Here is a 17365-nt window from a genome sequence, read left to right on the forward strand (position 1 = left end):
CTTTTTGCTGAAAAACTTGTGAGTTATTATTTTTTTTATAGATTTGCCGTCCCAAGTCAAATGTTTAAACCTATAACTATCAATGAATTATAAGATTTTTTTTCTTTTTGTATTTGTGTTGCTAACCTCGTTTAGTAATATTCCTAATAAACCTATCGACAACATCAAAAGCACTGCTACAGCCAAATTGCCTGTTTCAAGAGCTATTACTACTTACAATGAATTAAGTGTAAATTCTGATAAAACACCAAGTTTTGAGAGCTTTTCTATTGCTTTAGAAGGATTTTATAAATTAAAAGAAAAAGGATTGGTGACCAAAGATATTTTGACGTTAATCGATTTTTCTAAATCGTCAAATACAAAGCGTCTTTGGGTAATTAATCTTACTACAAACGAAGTTTTATTCAATACTTTAGTTGCTCACGGAAGAAATACGGGTGAAGAGTTTGCGAATTATTTTTCGAATAAAGCAGAATCATACCAAAGCAGCTTAGGATTTTATGCCACTGCTGAAGTTTACACAGGAAAACACGGTTTGTCGCTTCGTTTAGATGGTTTACAAAAAGGCTTGAACGACAAAGCAAGAGAACGCGCAGTTGTTGTTCATGGTGCTGATTATGTTTCAGAAAGTTTTATCAAAAACCACAAACGTTTGGGTAGAAGTCAAGGTTGTCCTGCATTACCAGTTGAAATGAATGAAAAAATTATCAATGTGATTAAAGGAAAATCATGTTTGTTTATTTATCATCCGTCAAAAAGTAGCTTGTTTATTTAGTCTTTGTCACATCGAGCGCAGTCGAGATGAAATTTATCTAATTTCTATTTCATTTTTTTGAATAAATCATCGTCGAGATTGTAAATATCATCGCGGAAAATTAGTTTGTTTCCTTCGCTCCAAGCTGTCCAATACCATTGATGAACATAAACTGGCGTTTTGATAGAAGCGTTTTTGGTTTCGCCTGTTTTTAAAATTTCAGTGATTTTTTCCAAATTATAATTCAAACTGTCTTTCAATAAATAAGAGGTCAATTCCAACGGATTTTCCACACGAACACAACCCGAACTCAACGAACGATTCCATTTTTCAAAATAATCTCTGTGATTCGTATCGTGTAGATAAACCGAATATTTATTTGGGAAAATGATTTTCACCATTCCAAGTGAATTAAAACTTCCTGGACTTTGAACGTAGCGATAACTTCTCGCTTTTGATGGATTCCAATCGCTAGCCGAAACTACATTGCCAGCGTTGTCATAAACCGTGATGTTTTTGCTCGCTAAATAACCTCTGTTTTTTATCGTTGCCGGAATAATGTCTTCTTTTAAAATGGTTGGCGGAACTGTCCATGTTGGGTTAAAAACCGCATAACTCAGTTTCGAACTCAATATTGGTGTTTTTCTTTTGCTTGTTCCAACAATTATTCTGTGCGTTCTAATAGTGTCGTTGTTTTCAACCAAATGTAATTTGTATTCGGGAATGTTTACAATTACGTATTCGTTGCCCATTTCGGTAGCAAACCATTTCCAGCGTTCAAGATTTGCCATAATCTGGTTTTTTCTTCGGGTTTTAGAAAAATTCAAAGCGTTTAAAGTTCCTTTTCCAATAACGCCATCGGCAGCTAATCCATGTCTTGTTTGAAAACGTTTTACAGCTTCAACGGTTTTAGCATCATAAATTTTGGTCAATGAATCTTGTGGTTTTAAATCCTTCCAATACATCAATCTTCGTTTGATAGAAAGCATTGCTTTTGTAGTATCGTTTGGATTTATTTTTTCAGAAGCTACAATGGTTTTTAGCGTGTCTTTTGGAAAACCATTCAAAATTTCCATTGCTTTTTTCAGTCTTTTGTAAACAATATGTTGCGGTTTACAACTGTCCAAAACGGTTTGTAATTTGTTTTCTTTGAATGCTTTCAAAAGGATAGCATTGACATCAGTGTTTTTAGTTTTTAAATCCCAATCGCCATAAATTCCTTTAGGATTTAATTTTCCTTGACTGATGTGCCAAATGTATTTTTGCAGATTATACGTTAATAACAAATCATAATCAACCAATTCTTTATCGCTTAGTTTGTTGATTTTTGTCTCCAGTTTATTCAGTTTTTCAAATCGATAATCATCGGGAAAAAGACCTTCGTTTTCGGCGTTTTTGAATTCGGATAAAACAATTTTTCTAAATTCAGTCGATTGCCAAACGGTTTCGTGATTGTACTTTGCATAAAAATCCACCAAAACCTTACTTTCAAATTTGGCATACAAACTAGTATCTATTTTGATGATTTTGCCTTCATAAGGTTTGTCACGTTTGATAACGTCAACTTTTTTTGGAGGTGTTTTTTTTACCGTTTCATCTTTACACGAAACCATAAAAACAATTAAAATCAAGAGTAAAAGTTGTTTCATATTAAAGTTGTTTGTACATCACAAAATGCGTTCCGATGTCGCCAATTTCAAAAGAGTTACCCATAATTTGATAGCCCAATTTTTCATAAAAGGGAACAGCTTTTGCTCGTGCATTGAACCAAAGTAGGCTAATTTTTTCATTTCTCAAATAATTTTCACAAGCTGCTAACAGTTTTTCTCCAAAACCTTGTTTTTGATGTGAATTTAAAACTGCCATGCCGCGCATTTGTATTTGAATTTTGTGATTAAAAAAAGAATGATGTTGCATAAATAACGAAGTTACGCCAACCAAAGTGTTATCAATAAAAATGCCAAAGTGTTTTGTTGAAGCCAAATCATCGCCATCAAAATGGCAACTTTCAATAGGTTTCCCAGCTCTTAAAACTGGATGTCGCACGGAAAAAGTTTCCTGAAAAGTGATTTCTTCAATTTTCATCATTTTATTTTAAAGTTTTCTAAGGGAAAATAAAGATATAACTTTTTAAATGTAAATTACTTATAAAAGTGAAGTGATTTTTTGATAAAAAAAATTAAAAAAAAATTTGCATTCAAAGAAACTTATTTTTTATATTTGCACTCGCAAAACGATAGAAATATCAATTTGTAATGCGGAAGTAGCTCAGTTGGTAGAGCTCCAGCCTTCCAAGCTGGTTGTCGCGAGTTCGAGCCTCGTCTTCCGCTCCAAAAGAAAACCTCAAACGAAAGTTTGAGGTTTTTTGTTTTTTAATAGTTATGGAATAATGTTTTTGAAAAAAGACTATGTTCAATATTAAGTTAGGTTGTCTCAGATATTGATTTGTGTGGTTTCACTTTTTTCTCTTTCATAAAGATTAAAAGGAATTATCTTTTTTGTCATTAAATCTTGAATATCTTTTTCTCTCAGTAGTGAAGGTGTTCCAATCCATTTTATGTAACCTTCATCATCAATTAATATAGTAAATGGAAGTATTAATTTTTTGATTCCGCCATTCCAAAAAGTATTGATTTTTCTTTGGTCAGAAACTACGATAGATTCGAAATGAACTCGTTTTAAAATGCTTTTTACAACATCAGGTTTTTCATCAGTCATTGAGATGAAATACAAATTTTTATCATTAAATTTTGATTGTAACTCGTTTAAATGGCTTACCTGTTCGAGGCATGGCTTACACCATGATGCCCAAAATTCAAGTACAATAAACTTTCCTTCTAGGTTTTTATCTTCTGGAATATTTGCAATCCAATCAGTAAATTTAAAATTAGCTTTTGAATTTAACCTTACTCTGCCATTAGCGGTTTCTCCACTATTTATAGTAAAGCCATTTTGAGAATGACAATTTTGAATAAAAAATGCTATTAGAAGAAAGATTGTATTTGAAAAGATTAATTTCATCAAAAGCTAGTTTTTAAAATGGTTGCTAAATTTCAAATGTACAAAATTTACCCAATCACAGTTCCCGTTTCCAATTCCACAGGCGTATTATTAGTAGTAAACCAACGTGCGGTTAAATTTCCTCTTAAAGTAATCGTTTCGCCATTTACTTCCAGCCAACTTCCTTCGCGCAAGCCCAAAACAGGTATGTCGTTAAAAGCATGAAACTCTTTAATTCTGGTTTCGCGCGTTTCACCCATGTGTTTGCTTTGCAAATCGGGATCAAGATAATGTGGGTTCAAATTAAACGGAATGACACCAAGCGTTTTAAAACTCGGCGGATAAATGATCGGCATATCATTTGTCGTTTGCATCGAAATTCCGGTAATGTTACTTCCAGCACTTGAACCAAGATAAGGCGTTCCGTTTTCAATGGCATTTCTCAAAACATCCATTACATTATTTTCGTAAAGTTGTGTAACCAATAAAAACGTATTTCCGCCACCAGTAAAAATACCTTCGGCTTGTTCAACGGCTTTTGCGGCATTGTCAAATTCATGAAGTCCAACTACTTTTTTGTTGATTTTAGCAAAAGTTTCGGCTACTTTTTGAGTGTATTCATCATGCGAAATTCCGCCTGGTCGAGCATAAGGAATGAACAAAATGGTTTCGCAATCTTTGAAATGATTTTCTAAAACTGGCAAAATATAGTCCAAATAAGAACCGCCGTGAAGTGTTGAAGTACTGGCAATAATTAGCTTTTTCATTTTCTGAATTTTAAAAGTCAAATATAAGTTTTAACAAAAGATTATAGTGTAATTATTTTCCAAAAAGATATTTTTACAACGTAAAACAGTTGTCAATGAAGCGTTTTTTTGTTTTTATTTTTTTAATCGTCAATGCAATAGGTTTTTCTCAAAATGATGAGCTTCATTTTTTGAAAGGAAAAATCATTTGCCAAGATGTTGATTTAACATCAATTGTGGTGACCAATAGGCGTTCGGAAAATGCAGTAAACCCTGAAAAAAATGGAGATTTTTCGATGTTTGTAAAAGTGGGCGACAAGTTAACTTTTGAAGGCATGGCAATTGATGTAAAAGCTATTGAGGTTTCTAAAGACGATATTTTGAAAAAACTCGTGACGGTTGTTGTTCATGCCAAAGTTATTCCGCTGGAAATGGTTGAAATTAAAACCTATCCTCATATCAATGCGGTTGACTTAGGTATTTTGGATAAACCTGCAAAAAAATACACGCCAGCCGAACGAAGATTGAGAACTGCAGGCGATTTTCGTTGGTATTATCCATTGTTAATTCCGCTTGGAGGAATGCCATTAGATGGATTGATGAACGCGATTAGTGGTCGAACAGCAATGTTGAAAAAAGAACTCGAAGTTGAACGAAATGAATTGACCATCAAGAAAATTGAAGATCAGTTTGAAACCGCTTTTTTTGTTGAAAAACTTAAAATTCCTGAGGAATATGTAAGAGGATTTCTTTTTTATGTTTCGGATAATAAAGAATTAAGAGAAGCTTTGGAAACAGAAAATAAGATACAAATAGAATTTGTTTTTGTGAAATTAGCAACAGATTATACAACGCTTTTAAATGAAAAAGAAAATGAAGTGGAAACAAAGTAGCCTTTTTTTAGTAGCGATAATTGTCTTGTCGTCTTTTGCTATCCATAAATTTTATGTTGGGATGTTTCAAATGAAATTTGTGCCACAAAAAAAGGAATTGCACATCACAACCCGAATTTTTGTAGATGATTTGAACTTGGCTTTAGAAAAAAAATTCCATAAAAAAACATTCATCGGCGAACCAAAAGAAAGCAAAGAAGACGAAGTTTTAATGCAAAAATATATTGCCGAAAAATTCAAATTAAAAATAAAAGGTCAAGCTAAAAATTACATTTTCCTATCTAAAGAAATCGAAAATAATGTTGTGATTTGCTATTTCAAAATCAAAGAGTTAACCCAAATAACTTCGCTCGAAGTAGAAAATTCTATTCTAATGGAAATCTATCCTGAACAGCAAAATATCATCCAATTGGACAACAACGGAGATAAAAACAGCTTGTTGTTGACGGAAGATAATTTTAAAGGAATGTTAAAATAAAACTTGACACGTTTCTTTTTTCAAACATTTGTTCTATTTTAGTTGCCTAAAAGCTAAAAAGATATGACTAAAACTAACCCGATTTTAGTAACCATATTACTCTTGACAGCCAGTTTGTTAACGGCACAAGAAGTCCAAAAAGAAACAAAATCTACGGAAAGAAATCCTGATAAATTCAAACAAATGTATGATTTATTGGCAACGCCAAATATGTATCGTACAGCATCTGGCGCACCTGGACCAGAATATTATCAGCAACAAGCCGATTATAAAATTGACTTAGAACTTGACGATAAAAATGCAAAATTGTTTGGTCAAGAAACTGTTACTTATACCAATAATGCCAAGGAAAGCTTGGATTATCTTTGGATGCAATTGGATCAAAATCAACAATCTCGAAAGTCGCTTTCGCCATTGGTTCAAAATAGCGTAACCGATCCAGCAATGTCGCCAAAAGGTTTTTCCAGAACTTATTTGGAAGAAAAATTTGACGGCGGTTTCAATATCGAATATGTAAAAGATGTTGCAGGAAAACCAATGCAATATACTATCAACCAAACGATGATGCGTATCGAGTTGCCAAAACCATTAAAGCATGGCGAAAAAATTTCATTTTCCATCAAATGGTGGTACAACATCAATAATTATCGTTTAGACGGCGGACGTTCAGGTTATGAGCAATTTCCCGACGGAAATAGATTGTATGTTTTGGCACAATTTTATCCAAGAATGGCAGTTTATAACGATGTTGAAGGTTGGCAAAATCAACAATTTTGGGGTTCGGGAGAATTCACGTTGCCTTTTGGGAATTTTGATGTAAATATCACTGTTCCAGCCGATCATATCTTGGAAGCAACAGGCGATTTATTGAATAGAAACGAAGTTTTTACAGCAGAACAGTTAAAAAGATATCAATTAGCTGAAAAAACATTCGACAAACCAGTAATTGTAGTTACACAAGCCGAAGCCGAAGCTGCCGAAAAAGGGTTTTCCGACAAGAAAAAAACATGGAAGTTCAAAGCAACAAATGTGCGTGATTTTGGAATTTCTACGTCAAGAAAATTCATTTATGATGCGATGGCTGTAAAATTGGAAACGAGAAACGCGATGGCAATTTCGTTGTATCCAAAAGAAGGAAATCCGCTTTGGGAAGAATATTCTACTCGAATGGTTGCTCATACGTTGAAAAGTTATTCTGCTCATACTTTTGATTATCCATATCCAAAAGCCATTTCCATCAATGCCGAAGATCAAGGAATGGAATATCCAATGATTTGCTGGAATTATGGTCGACCAGATGCAAATGGTGTGACTTCTGAACGCACAAAAAACGGAATGATGAGCGTAATTGTTCACGAAGTTGGACACAATTATTTTCCAATGATTGTCAATTCGGATGAACGTCAATGGACTTGGATGGATGAAGGTTTGAATTCGTTTTTAGAATATGTTGCGTTAATGGAATGGGATGAAAAATTTCCTGCGCAACGCGGACCAGCAAAGAATATCATTCCATACATGAGTGGCGATCAAAAAGGATTGGAACCGATTATGACCAATTCCGAAAGCATTCGTCAATTTGGAAATAACGCTTATGGAAAACCAGCTACAGCTTTAAATATTCTCCGCGAAACCGTTATGGGAAGAGAATTATTCGATTATGCGTTTAAAACCTATGCGAATAGATGGAAATTCAAACATCCAACACCTGAAGATTTTTTTAGAACGATGGAAGATGCGTCTGCATTTGATTTAGATTGGTTTTGGCGCGGTTGGTTTTACACGACTGATTATGTAGATATTGGTATTAAAGAAGTAAAAAAATATTTTGTGAGCAACGAACCTTCGAAAGAAGTGGAAGCGTTTTTAAAAACCCGTCGTCGTAGAAATCAAATCGAAGGTCCGGCAGTTTACATGATTGCCGATGGAAGCGAAAGTTACAAACCTAGTTTGAACAAACCGTTTGAAATTAAAGACAGCAAACCTTTGGAAGAATATGTAAACGCGACATTTACCAAAGAAGAACAAGCTAAATTGAAATCGCCGAAATATTTCTACCAAGTGACTTTTGATAAACCTGGAGGTTTGCCAATGCCAATTATTGTACAAATGACTTTTGAAGACGGAACGACTGAAAATCATCATTTCCCAGCGCAAATTTGGCGAATGAATGACAAAGAAGCGATTAGAACTTTTGCTACACAAAAAGCGGTGACAAAAATTGTGGTCGATCCAAAACAAGAAACTGCCGATATTGATGTTTCAAATAATACTTGGCCAAAAGAACAGTTAAAATCAAAGTTTGATTAAAAAGACTTTGTAACTTTGCAACTCGAAATAAAAGATTAATAGTATGTTTGGAATTGGCGGCGGAGAATTAGTTTTCATCATTTTTATAGCGTTAATGCTTTTTGGTTCCGATAAAATACCTGGAATTGCAAGAACGCTAGGTAAAGGAATGGCACAACTAAAAAATGCAACTAACGAAATCAAATCGGAAATTCAAAAAAGTGCCGATGCTAATGGCGTAACCGATAGTATGAAAGAGTTAACGTCAAGTTTTACCAAAGAAGTTGACGAAATAAAATCGGGAATTTCTGCTCCAGACATCAATCCTGTTAACGAAATCACCGAAAGTTTTGAGGATTTAACAGGTCCAATAAAACGCCAACGATAATGCTCGAAAAAATAATCGACTTTGATAAACAAGCCATTGTTTTTCTGAATAATTTAGGTTCAGAAACCTATGATGGATTATGGTTGATTATTACCAAACAAGTGTATTGGACGCCGTTTTTCCTGTTTATTTTTTATTTGCTTCAAAAGAAAATCGGGTGGAAAAAATTCGGTTTATATATTTTATTCACAGCAGTTTTAATCTTGATTTGCGACCAAACCGTAAATCTTTTTAAGTATGGTTTTGAACGACTTCGTCCAATAAATGATGAAGAAATAAAAGGTTTACTCCGAATTGTAAAAACCAGTAAATCATTCAGCTTTTTCTCTGGTCATGCCACTAATTCAATGGCTTCAACAGTTTTTATGTTTATGATTTTAAGAAAATACTATAAACATGCTTACTTGTTGTTTTTATTTCCTTTAATCTTTGCTTATAGTCGCATTTACCTTGGATTGCATTTCCCAACCGATATTTTAACCGGATATGTTTTTGGCGCAACCATGGGATTTGTTTGTTATAAATTGTACAATAAATATGTGCTTAACAAGATTTTAAATAAGTAAATACCTTTGTGAACTTTGCGTTAAACCTTTGTGTGCTTTGTGGTTAAAACTTTTTCAAAATTCAATTTCAAACTTCAACACCAACATCAAAACTTCTAATTTCTGACTTCTAAATTCTAAATTCCAACTATTTCACTCTACTTACCGTCAATCCATCACGAATTGGCAACAAAACTGTTTCAACACGTTCGTCATCTTTCAAAAGCTGATTATATTCCAACAGAATTTTAGTAGTTAAGTCATTAGATTTTACTTCTTCCAAAACTTTTCCGCTCCATAAAACGTTATCAGAAAGAATAATTCCGTCTTTATTCATCATTGGAACAATGGCGTTAAAATAATTGATATAGTTATCTTTATCTGCATCAATAAAAACCAAATCATATTTTTTATTCAACGTTGGAATAATGTCTAAAGCATTTCCCAGATGTTGGAAAATTTGGGTTGCCCATTCGCTTTTGTCAAAATACTTTCGCTGAAAATCAACCAATTCTTCGTTGACATCAATCGTGTCAATCGTTCCGTTTTCGGCTAAACCTTCGGCTAAACATAACGTCGCATAACCAGTATAAGTTCCAATTTCCAAAATGTTATTCGGATGAATAATTTTAGAAAGCATGCTCAAAACTCTGCCTTGAAAATGTCCGCTCAACATTCGTGGTTGCAAAATTTTTTGATGAGTTTCTTTATTCAGTTGCGCTAATAATTCGGGTTCGTTTTCAGAATGAAGCGTAACATAATGATCTAATTCGTCGGAAAGGAAATGCATCTTTTTATTTTTTTACAAAATTACAAATAACCAAATTCACAAATAACCAAATCCACAAATTGTTTTTACCTTTGCGCCATGGAAATCGAGAAAAAAGACATTCGCAGTTTAACCAAAGAACAACTCCGTGATTTTTTTGTAGCCAATGGCGACAAAGCTTTTCGCGGAAATCAGGTTTATGAATGGCTTTGGAGCAAGGCATCGCACAGTTTTGAAGACATGACCAATGTTTCCAAAGAAACTCGCGCCATGCTCGAAAACAATTTCGTTATCAATCATATCAAGGTGGATCAAATGCAACGCAGCGAAGACGGAACCGTGAAAAATGCCGTTCGTCTGCACGATGGTTTGATTGTCGAAAGCGTTTTAATTCCAACCGAAACCAGAACAACAGCTTGTGTTTCCAGCCAAGTTGGTTGCAGTTTGGATTGTAATTTTTGTGCAACAGCACGATTAAAACGAATGCGAAACCTCGAACCAGGCGAAATTTACGACCAAGTGGTTGCCATCGACCGCGAAAGCCGTTTGTATTACAATCATCCGTTGTCCAACATCGTTTTTATGGGAATGGGCGAACCGCTGATGAACTATAACAACGTGATGAAAGCCATCGACATGATTACTTCCGATGAAGGTTTAGGAATGTCACCAAAACGCATTACCGTTTCCACATCTGGAGTTTCCAAAATGATTAAAAAAATGGCTGACGATGAGGTAAAATTTAAACTCGCCGTTTCGTTGCATTCCGCCATCGAGGAAACTCGAAACCACATTATGCCGTTTACCAAAAACTTTCCGTTGCCCGAATTACGTGAAGCATTGCAATATTGGTACAAAAAAACCAAAAGCAAAGTTACTTATGAATATGTGGTTTGGAAAGGAATTAACGACGACAAAGCTTCGATTGACGCCTTGGTAAAATTCTGCAAATATGTGCCGTGCAAAGTCAATTTAATCGAATACAATCCAATCGATGATGGCGAATTTCAACAAGCGTCAGACCAAGCCATTGATAACTGCATCAAAGCCTTGGAGCAAAATGACATCGTAGCCAAAGTACGTCGTAGTCGCGGAAAAGACATCGATGCCGCTTGCGGACAATTAGCCAATAAATCATAGTTTTTTAATTAGAAGGAGCGAAAGGTTTAGGCATTTTTGTCATCCATTTTCCTGCTTTCCGTTTCAATCTTGCCTAAAAAAGGCAAGGATTTCCACTTCAATCAGGGCTAAAAAAGGATTTGTATTTCAATACCGTTAAGTTTATTATAACACTAACGCTACTTCACGCAAAATACTTATTTTTGCATTCACAAATGAATGTCACTTCTCAAATAAAACAACCGATACAGCAAGAAATGGAACTTTTCGAAAAAAAGTTCTACGAATCGATGTCTTCCAAGGTTGCTTTACTTAATAGAATCACTTATTATATCGTTAATCGAAAAGGAAAACAAATGCGACCAATGTTTGTTTTTTTGGTAGCAAAAATGCTTTCCGAAAACAACGAAGTAAACGAGCGAACCTATCGTGGCGCAAGTGTAATTGAACTAATTCACACAGCAACTTTAGTTCACGATGATGTGGTTGATGATAGTAATCGTCGTCGCGGATTTTTTTCCATCAATGCGTTGTGGAAAAATAAAATTGCCGTTTTGGTTGGTGATTATTTACTGTCAAAAGGATTATTGCTTTCCATTGACAACGGTGATTTCGATTTACTCCAAATCATTTCAGTTGCCGTTCGCGAAATGAGTGAAGGCGAATTACTTCAAATAGAAAAAGCCCGAAGATTAGACATAGTTGAAGACGTTTATTATGAAATTATTCGCAAAAAAACAGCAACATTAATTGCTTCGTGTTGCGCACTTGGAGCAAAATCAGTTTCAGAAGATGTTGTTTTGGTAGAAAAAATGCGACTTTTTGGTGAACTCATCGGAATGGCGTTTCAAATCAAAGATGATTTATTCGATTACACCGATGACGCTATTGGAAAACCCACCGGAATTGATATTAAAGAGCAAAAAATGACCTTGCCGTTGATTTATGCATTAAATAATTGTTCGCCCAAAGAAAAAAGTTGGTGTATCAATTCGATTAAAAATCACAACAAAGACAAAAAAAGAGTTAGAGAAGTTATCCAATTCGTCAAAGACAAAAACGGACTAGCTTACGCCGAACAAAAAATGGTGCAATTCCAGCAAGAAGCACTTGCATTACTTCACGATTTTCCAAATTCTCCATACAAAGACAGTTTAACCATTATGGTAAACTATGTTATCGATAGAAAAAAATAGAAATTTCAACTTCAAAAATCAACTTCAAAAGCCAATCTCAATTTCAATAATTTAACGCAAACTTTGTCATTCCGTAGGAATCTCATAATTCAACTTCAAAAGTCAATCTCAATTTCAATAATTTAACCTAAACTTTGTCATTCCGTAGGAATCTCATAATTCAACTTCAAAATTCAATTTCAATTTCAAAATTTTTTCACAAACTTTGTCATTTCGACGAAGGAGAAATCTCATAATCAAAAAATAATAATATTTTAAAACACTGATAACAAGAGGTTTAATTTTTAATTAAAAAGTTTTAATTTAATGGTGCAACCATTTTGCAACCATTCTCGTCTATGCTAATAGAAGTCGATATCAAAAAATAAAAAACAACTTCAATAACAAATTTTGAAGTTGACTTTTGAAATTGAGATTGATTTTTGAAGTTGATTTTTGCCATTGAATAATGAAAGTAATAAGCTTACATAAAGAAGAAAAAGAATTAATCGAATTGGCTGTCGAGAATAATCGGCATGCACAACATCAGATTTATTCAAAATATGCTCCGAAAATGCTAAGCGTTTGCCGTCAGTATATAAAAGATGTTCATCTGGCGGAAGATATTATGATAACAGCTTTTATGAAAGTGTTTACCAATTTGAAAAATTTTAAACACGAAGGAAGTTTTGAAGGTTGGATTAGACGAATAATGATTAACGAAAGTATTTCATTTATTAGAGTTCAAAAGAAAGTAAAGTTTCTAGAAGACGAAAACTTTGTTGAGGAAAAAGCAAACAATATCGAAAGTCAGTTTTCAGTAGAAGACATTCAGTTTTTGATAGACAATTTACCCGATGGATACAAAATGGTTTTTAATCTCTATTGTATTGAAGGTTATAAACATCAGGAAATTGCCCAAATGCTTGGAATTAGTGAAGGAACATCAAAATCACAATTGTCTCACGCTCGAAAAATGCTTCAAGACAATGTTTTAAAATTAAAAAATTATCAAAATGGAACCGAATAATATAGAAAACCAAATCAGAGAAAAGTTGAATTCAAGAGAAATTCAGCCTTCTGCTCAAGCTTGGGATAGATTGGATGCCATGCTAACCGTTGCCGAAGAAAAAAAAACAAAGCGTTCTTTTTTCTCCTTCAAGTTTATTGGAATTGCTGCCAGCGTTTTGGTATTCGTAACACTTGGTTTGTTTTATTTCAATCAAAAAAATATAACAATTGAAACCCAAAATACCGTTGTTGAAACTGAAAATGGAAGTAAAGAAACTCCAGATTCCAAATTCCAAATTCCAAACATAGAGAATAAACAAAATAATGAAGTTGCAGTTTCAAATGAAAAAATGACAACTCATAACCCGAAACTCGAAACCCGAAACTCGCAACCAACATCTAACGAAGTTTCAATCATCACTCAAAATCAAGAAGAAGCAATTGTTAATCAGGAAATTGTTTCGCCAAAACAAGAAGTAAAAACAATCAAAAAAACCTCAATGGTTGATGTTGACGAACTTTTAGCATCGGTTGAAAAAGATAGAAAAAAGGAAACTAAAGTCAGTAAATCCAATATAAATATTGATGCCAAAAGTCTCCTTTCTGAAGTGGATACCGAGTTAGATATGAGTTTCAGACAAAGAGTTTTGAATACGGTAAACAAAAATTACAAATCGGTTAAAGAAGCAGTAGCCAACAGAAACCACTAAACAATTACAACTTCAAAATTCAAAAAGAAAATTCAATAGCAAATTAAATATTGATTTTTGAAATTGAAGTTGATTTTTGGTATTGAAATTTAAAAATCATTAATCTTAAAATAAATAATCATGAGAAATTTTACAATTTACTTAGCAGCAGCGTTATGTCTTTTTGTGAGCAAAATGACAGCGCAAGAAAATACATTTAACGAAAGAGTAAAAGTCATTTCGGCAAAAATCGATAACGTTACCAAGCAAGAGAAAGAAGCGCTTAAACGAGAAGTGGAAAGTGTTAACGTAGAACTTGAAGAAGGGAAAATTTCGGCTAAAGAAGCAGAAGAAAAAAAGAAAGTTTTCGCCTTGAAAAGAGCCGATAATATTGAGCAGAAAGTTGCACTATACGAACAAGAATTGAAAGACTTAATTCAATTAAAAGCCAATGGGAAATTGGCGGATAAAAAATATAAAGTGGATACTTTAGTTGTCAACGGGAAAAAATATCCAGCAACATTTGAAGTTATCGATGATACTGAAATAAGTGTTAAAAGAGGAAAATTTACGGTTCAATGGAGGAATTGGGAAACGGATAGAAAGAAAAGAGATTCTATCGTTAGAAACAGGTCGGAATTGCGAACCACATCACAGTTTGTTTTTGCAGCTGGTGTGAACAATTTAGTTACCGATGGAAGTGTTGCCAATTCTGATTTTAGATATTGGGGTTCACATTTTTACGAATGGGGAATTACTGGAAACACCCGAATTTTCAAAAATAACAATCTGTTGCACGCCAAATATGGTTTTTCAGTAATGTATAACAATCTTCGTCCAACGGATAATCGAGTTTTTGTAACCAACGGTAATCAAACTAATTTGGAAGAATTTGGAGTTAAATTAAAAGATTCTCGTTTGCGAAATGTTTTTGTGACAGTTCCGTTGCATTTGGAATTTGATTTCACCAAAAAAAGAACTAACGATGCCGGAAAAGAAATCTTCAAAACGCATAAAAGTGTTCGTCTTGGAGTTGGTGGATATGCTGGTTTCCGTGTGAAATCAAAACAAAAATTATGTTATGAAATCGACGGAAATGATTTTTCTACTAAAGAAAAAGGCAATTTCAATGTAAACGATTTTATTTATGGAGTTAGTGCTTATCTCGGTTTTGAAGAAACTAGTTTGTATATTAAATACGATTTAAATCCAATGTTTGCTGATAATGCAATCAAGCAAAACAACATTTCGCTTGGAGTTCGATTTGATTGGAATTAAGAAAAGCATACAGTTTGTCATTTCGACCAGCGGGAGAAATCACATAATATTGGTTATGCGTGATGAGATTTCTCCTTCGTCGAAATGACAATTTGCGGTTTACCCAACGAATTAAATTAGGTTAGTTTATACTTTAACCTGCAAGGTTTTCATAACCTTGTAGGTTTTTTTTATTTAAACTTTGTAACTTTAAACCCTTAAATCAAAATAGAATTGATAACCCGCGAAACCATAGATAAAGTTTTTGATGCAGCTCGAGTAGAAGAAGTCATTGGCGATTTCGTTCAGCTCAAGCGTGCCGGAAGTAATTTTAAAGGATTGAGTCCTTTTTCCGAAGAAAGAACACCGTCTTTTATGGTTTCTCCGGTGAAGCAAATTTGGAAAGATTTCAGTACTGGAAAAGGCGGAAGTGCTGTGACTTTCTTGATGGAACACGAGCATTTTACGTATCCAGAAGCAATTCGTTATTTGGCAAAAAAATACAACATCGAAATTGAAGAAACTGAGGTTTCACAAGACGAAAAAATCGAAGCTAACGAACGCGAAAGCATGTATTTGGTTTCAGAATTTGCCAAAAATTATTTTCAGGAAACACTTTTAAAATCGGAAGAAGGAAAAGCAATCGGACTAACTTATTTCAAGGAAAGAGGTTTTACGACGGAAACTATTGCCAAATTCGGTTTAGGATATTCGCCCGAAACTTGGGATGCATTTACTAAAGAAGCTTTGTCCAAAGGTTATCAGCTCGATTATCTTGAAAAAGTAGGTTTGACTATCGTTCGTGAAGACGGAAAACATTTTGATCGTTTCAAAGGAAGAGTTATGTTTCCAATTCAAAGTTTATCGGGACGAAATTTAGGTTTTGGTGGAAGAATTTTGACTAATGACAAGAAAGCGGCAAAATACCTCAATTCTCCCGAAAGCGATATTTATCATAAAAGTAAAGTTTTGTATGGAATTTTTCATGCCAAACAAGCCATTGCCAAACAAAACAATTGTTATTTAGTCGAAGGTTATACGGATGTTATTCAAATGCATCAAGCCGGAATTGAAAATGTTGTGGCTTCGTCAGGAACAGCTTTAACGCCAGATCAAATCCGATTAATCAATCGTTTGACCAAAAATATTACCGTACTTTTTGATGGCGATGCAGCTGGATTGCGCGCTTCCATTCGTGGAATTGATTTAATTCTCGAAGAAGGAATGAACGTAAAAGTTTGCACCTTTCCTGATGGCGATGATCCAGATAGTTTTGCACGCAAAAATTCCTATGAAGATGTTGTTCACTATTTAGAAAATAACGCCAAAGATTTCATTCAGTTCAAAGCCTCAATGCTGATGGATGAAGCAAAAAATGATCCAATCAAAAAAGCCGATTTGATTAGAGATATGGTTGTTAGTATTTCTAAAATTCCCGATAGAATTAAGCGCGAAGTTTACATTCAGGAATGTTCCCGAATTATGGATATTTCGGAGCAAGTTTTGCTGAATACTTTGGCACAATTAATTCAAAAAGATATTTCCGAAGCCAACAAAAAACTGAAAAATTCTGATACTTCGGAACAAAAAGCGTTTGAAGTTGTTAAAAATGAACCTCAATTTGCTCAGGAAAAAGTAAACATTGTTTTTGAACTCGAAAGAAAAATTATCGAGATTTTACTTTTGTATGGAAATCACGAAGAAGAATTTGAAGATGTTATTTTAAAAGCTAATGACGAAGGCGAAGTAACTGAAGTGATTGAAAAAGTAAAATATAAGGTTTTTCAGCGAATTTATCTTAGTTTGCAAGAAGACGAAGTGGAATTGGCAAACCCATTATTCAGAGAGATTTACAACGATTTAATCGAAAAATACAATCAAGAAGAATTCAATCGCGAACATTATTTTCAGCAACTTTCACCAGAATTTGCGCAAACGGTTACCGATATTTTGATGCAAGAAGAAAAAGAAGTTTTGCACAATTGGGAAACTAAACACATTTATGTAAAGCAAAAAGAGCAAACGATTGGTCAATATGTTACCGAAACGATTATTTCGCTTCGCGAGTATTTAATCAATAAATTGATAATAGATTTGATGCAAAATTTCACACCAGATATTCCTGAAGAAGTTTTGGAAGAAATAAAAACTTCGATAAACGATTACAATAAACTGAAAGTAGTTTTGACCAATAATATCGGCAGAATTCGCTCGACTTATTACTAAAATTACGTTGTGAAACTTCGTGAAAA

At 33.9% G+C, this 17365-nt stretch carries 17 protein-coding genes and 1 tRNA gene; 13 read left to right on the forward strand and 5 right to left on the reverse strand.

All coding sequences use genetic code 11. The features are described 5' to 3' along the window. Positions 1 to 82 precede the first annotated feature (82 nt). On the forward strand, positions 83 to 775 hold the full coding sequence (locus tag G6042_RS09075; RefSeq protein WP_169524097.1) for a murein L,D-transpeptidase catalytic domain family protein: 693 nt from the start codon (positions 83 to 85) through the stop codon (positions 773 to 775). Positions 776 to 819: 44 nt separating this feature from the next. On the opposite strand, the gene G6042_RS09080 is transcribed toward G6042_RS09075, so the two are convergent. Both G6042_RS09080 and G6042_RS09085 read right to left on the reverse strand, forming a co-directional pair. Further along, positions 820 to 2403 carry a L,D-transpeptidase family protein gene (locus G6042_RS09080; protein WP_169524098.1) on the reverse strand — a complete coding sequence of 528 codons (1584 nt, stop codon included), beginning with the start codon at positions 2401 to 2403 and terminating at the stop codon, positions 820 to 822. A gap of 1 nt (position 2404) precedes the next feature. After that, positions 2405 to 2842: a GNAT family N-acetyltransferase gene (locus tag G6042_RS09085; protein ID WP_169524100.1), complete on the reverse strand. Its 438-nt coding sequence runs from the start codon at positions 2840 to 2842 to the stop codon at positions 2405 to 2407. 169 nt (positions 2843 to 3011) lie between these two features. Here G6042_RS09085 and G6042_RS09090 point away from each other — a divergent pair. Next, positions 3012 to 3087, forward strand: a tRNA-Gly gene (locus G6042_RS09090). 100 nt (positions 3088 to 3187) lie between these two features. On the opposite strand, the gene G6042_RS09095 is transcribed toward G6042_RS09090, so the two are convergent. Together G6042_RS09095 and pepE are read right to left on the reverse strand one after the other, a co-directional pair. Further along, positions 3188 to 3775, reverse strand: coding sequence for a TlpA family protein disulfide reductase (locus G6042_RS09095; protein WP_169524102.1), 588 nt, complete (start codon positions 3773 to 3775; stop codon positions 3188 to 3190). 47 nt (positions 3776 to 3822) lie between these two features. Continuing rightward, positions 3823 to 4521: a dipeptidase PepE gene (pepE, locus tag G6042_RS09100; RefSeq protein ID WP_169524104.1), complete on the reverse strand. Its 699-nt coding sequence runs from the start codon at positions 4519 to 4521 to the stop codon at positions 3823 to 3825. A gap of 95 nt (positions 4522 to 4616) precedes the next feature. Between pepE and G6042_RS09105 the strand changes: the two genes are divergently transcribed. The 5 genes from G6042_RS09105 (at position 4617) to G6042_RS09125 (ending at position 9114) form a co-directional block, all read left to right on the forward strand. Next, positions 4617 to 5393 (forward strand): hypothetical protein, encoded by a 777-nt coding sequence (locus G6042_RS09105; protein ID WP_169524106.1) that lies wholly within the window; start codon positions 4617 to 4619, stop codon positions 5391 to 5393. Continuing rightward, entirely contained in the window at positions 5374 to 5871 is a 498-nt protein-coding gene (locus tag G6042_RS09110; RefSeq protein WP_235933254.1) for a DUF6702 family protein, read from the forward strand. Before G6042_RS09105 ends, G6042_RS09110 begins: the two co-directional genes overlap by 20 nt. Before the next feature lie 63 nt (positions 5872 to 5934). After that, the gene (locus G6042_RS09115; RefSeq protein ID WP_169524110.1) at positions 5935 to 8181 is read left to right on the forward strand and encodes a M1 family metallopeptidase; all 2247 of its coding nucleotides are present in this window, start codon (positions 5935 to 5937) and stop codon (positions 8179 to 8181) included. A gap of 43 nt (positions 8182 to 8224) precedes the next feature. Then, positions 8225 to 8548: a Sec-independent protein translocase subunit TatA/TatB gene (locus G6042_RS09120; RefSeq protein ID WP_169524111.1), complete on the forward strand. Its 324-nt coding sequence runs from the start codon at positions 8225 to 8227 to the stop codon at positions 8546 to 8548. Beyond that, positions 8548 to 9114 (forward strand): phosphatase PAP2 family protein, encoded by a 567-nt coding sequence (locus G6042_RS09125; protein ID WP_169524113.1) that lies wholly within the window; start codon positions 8548 to 8550, stop codon positions 9112 to 9114. Before G6042_RS09120 ends, G6042_RS09125 begins: the two co-directional genes overlap by 1 nt. Positions 9115 to 9241: 127 nt before the next feature. Here the strand turns inward: G6042_RS09125 and G6042_RS09130 are convergent, their stop codons facing one another. Then, positions 9242 to 9883: an O-methyltransferase gene (locus G6042_RS09130; protein WP_169524115.1), complete on the reverse strand. Its 642-nt coding sequence runs from the start codon at positions 9881 to 9883 to the stop codon at positions 9242 to 9244. A 78-nt stretch (positions 9884 to 9961) separates the two neighbouring features. On the opposite strand from G6042_RS09130, the gene rlmN reads away from it, so the two are divergent. The 6 genes from rlmN (at position 9962) to dnaG (ending at position 17339) form a co-directional block, all read left to right on the forward strand. Further along, positions 9962 to 11002 (forward strand): 23S rRNA (adenine(2503)-C(2))-methyltransferase RlmN, encoded by a 1041-nt coding sequence (rlmN, locus tag G6042_RS09135; protein ID WP_169524117.1) that lies wholly within the window; start codon positions 9962 to 9964, stop codon positions 11000 to 11002. A gap of 194 nt (positions 11003 to 11196) precedes the next feature. Then, positions 11197 to 12177, forward strand: coding sequence for a polyprenyl synthetase family protein (locus tag G6042_RS09140; RefSeq protein WP_169524119.1), 981 nt, complete (start codon positions 11197 to 11199; stop codon positions 12175 to 12177). 448 nt (positions 12178 to 12625) lie between these two features. Beyond that, a complete protein-coding gene (locus G6042_RS09145) occupies positions 12626 to 13186 on the forward strand; it encodes an RNA polymerase sigma factor (RefSeq protein ID WP_169524121.1) in 561 nt (186 codons plus the stop codon). Further along, a complete protein-coding gene (locus G6042_RS09150; RefSeq protein ID WP_169524123.1) occupies positions 13173 to 13877 on the forward strand; it encodes a hypothetical protein in 705 nt (234 codons plus the stop codon). The genes G6042_RS09145 and G6042_RS09150 overlap by 14 nt, the downstream gene beginning before the upstream one ends. Positions 13878 to 13997: 120 nt before the next feature. Continuing rightward, positions 13998 to 15134 (forward strand): ATP synthase subunit B family protein, encoded by a 1137-nt coding sequence (locus tag G6042_RS09155; protein WP_169524125.1) that lies wholly within the window; start codon positions 13998 to 14000, stop codon positions 15132 to 15134. Positions 15135 to 15347: 213 nt separating this feature from the next. Further along, positions 15348 to 17339 (forward strand): DNA primase, encoded by a 1992-nt coding sequence (dnaG, locus tag G6042_RS09160; protein ID WP_169524127.1) that lies wholly within the window; start codon positions 15348 to 15350, stop codon positions 17337 to 17339. Positions 17340 to 17365 lie beyond the last annotated feature (26 nt).

The organism is Flavobacterium solisilvae (assembly GCF_012911605.1).
In the GTDB taxonomy this organism is placed as follows: Bacteria; Bacteroidota; Bacteroidia; order Flavobacteriales; family Flavobacteriaceae; genus Flavobacterium; species Flavobacterium solisilvae.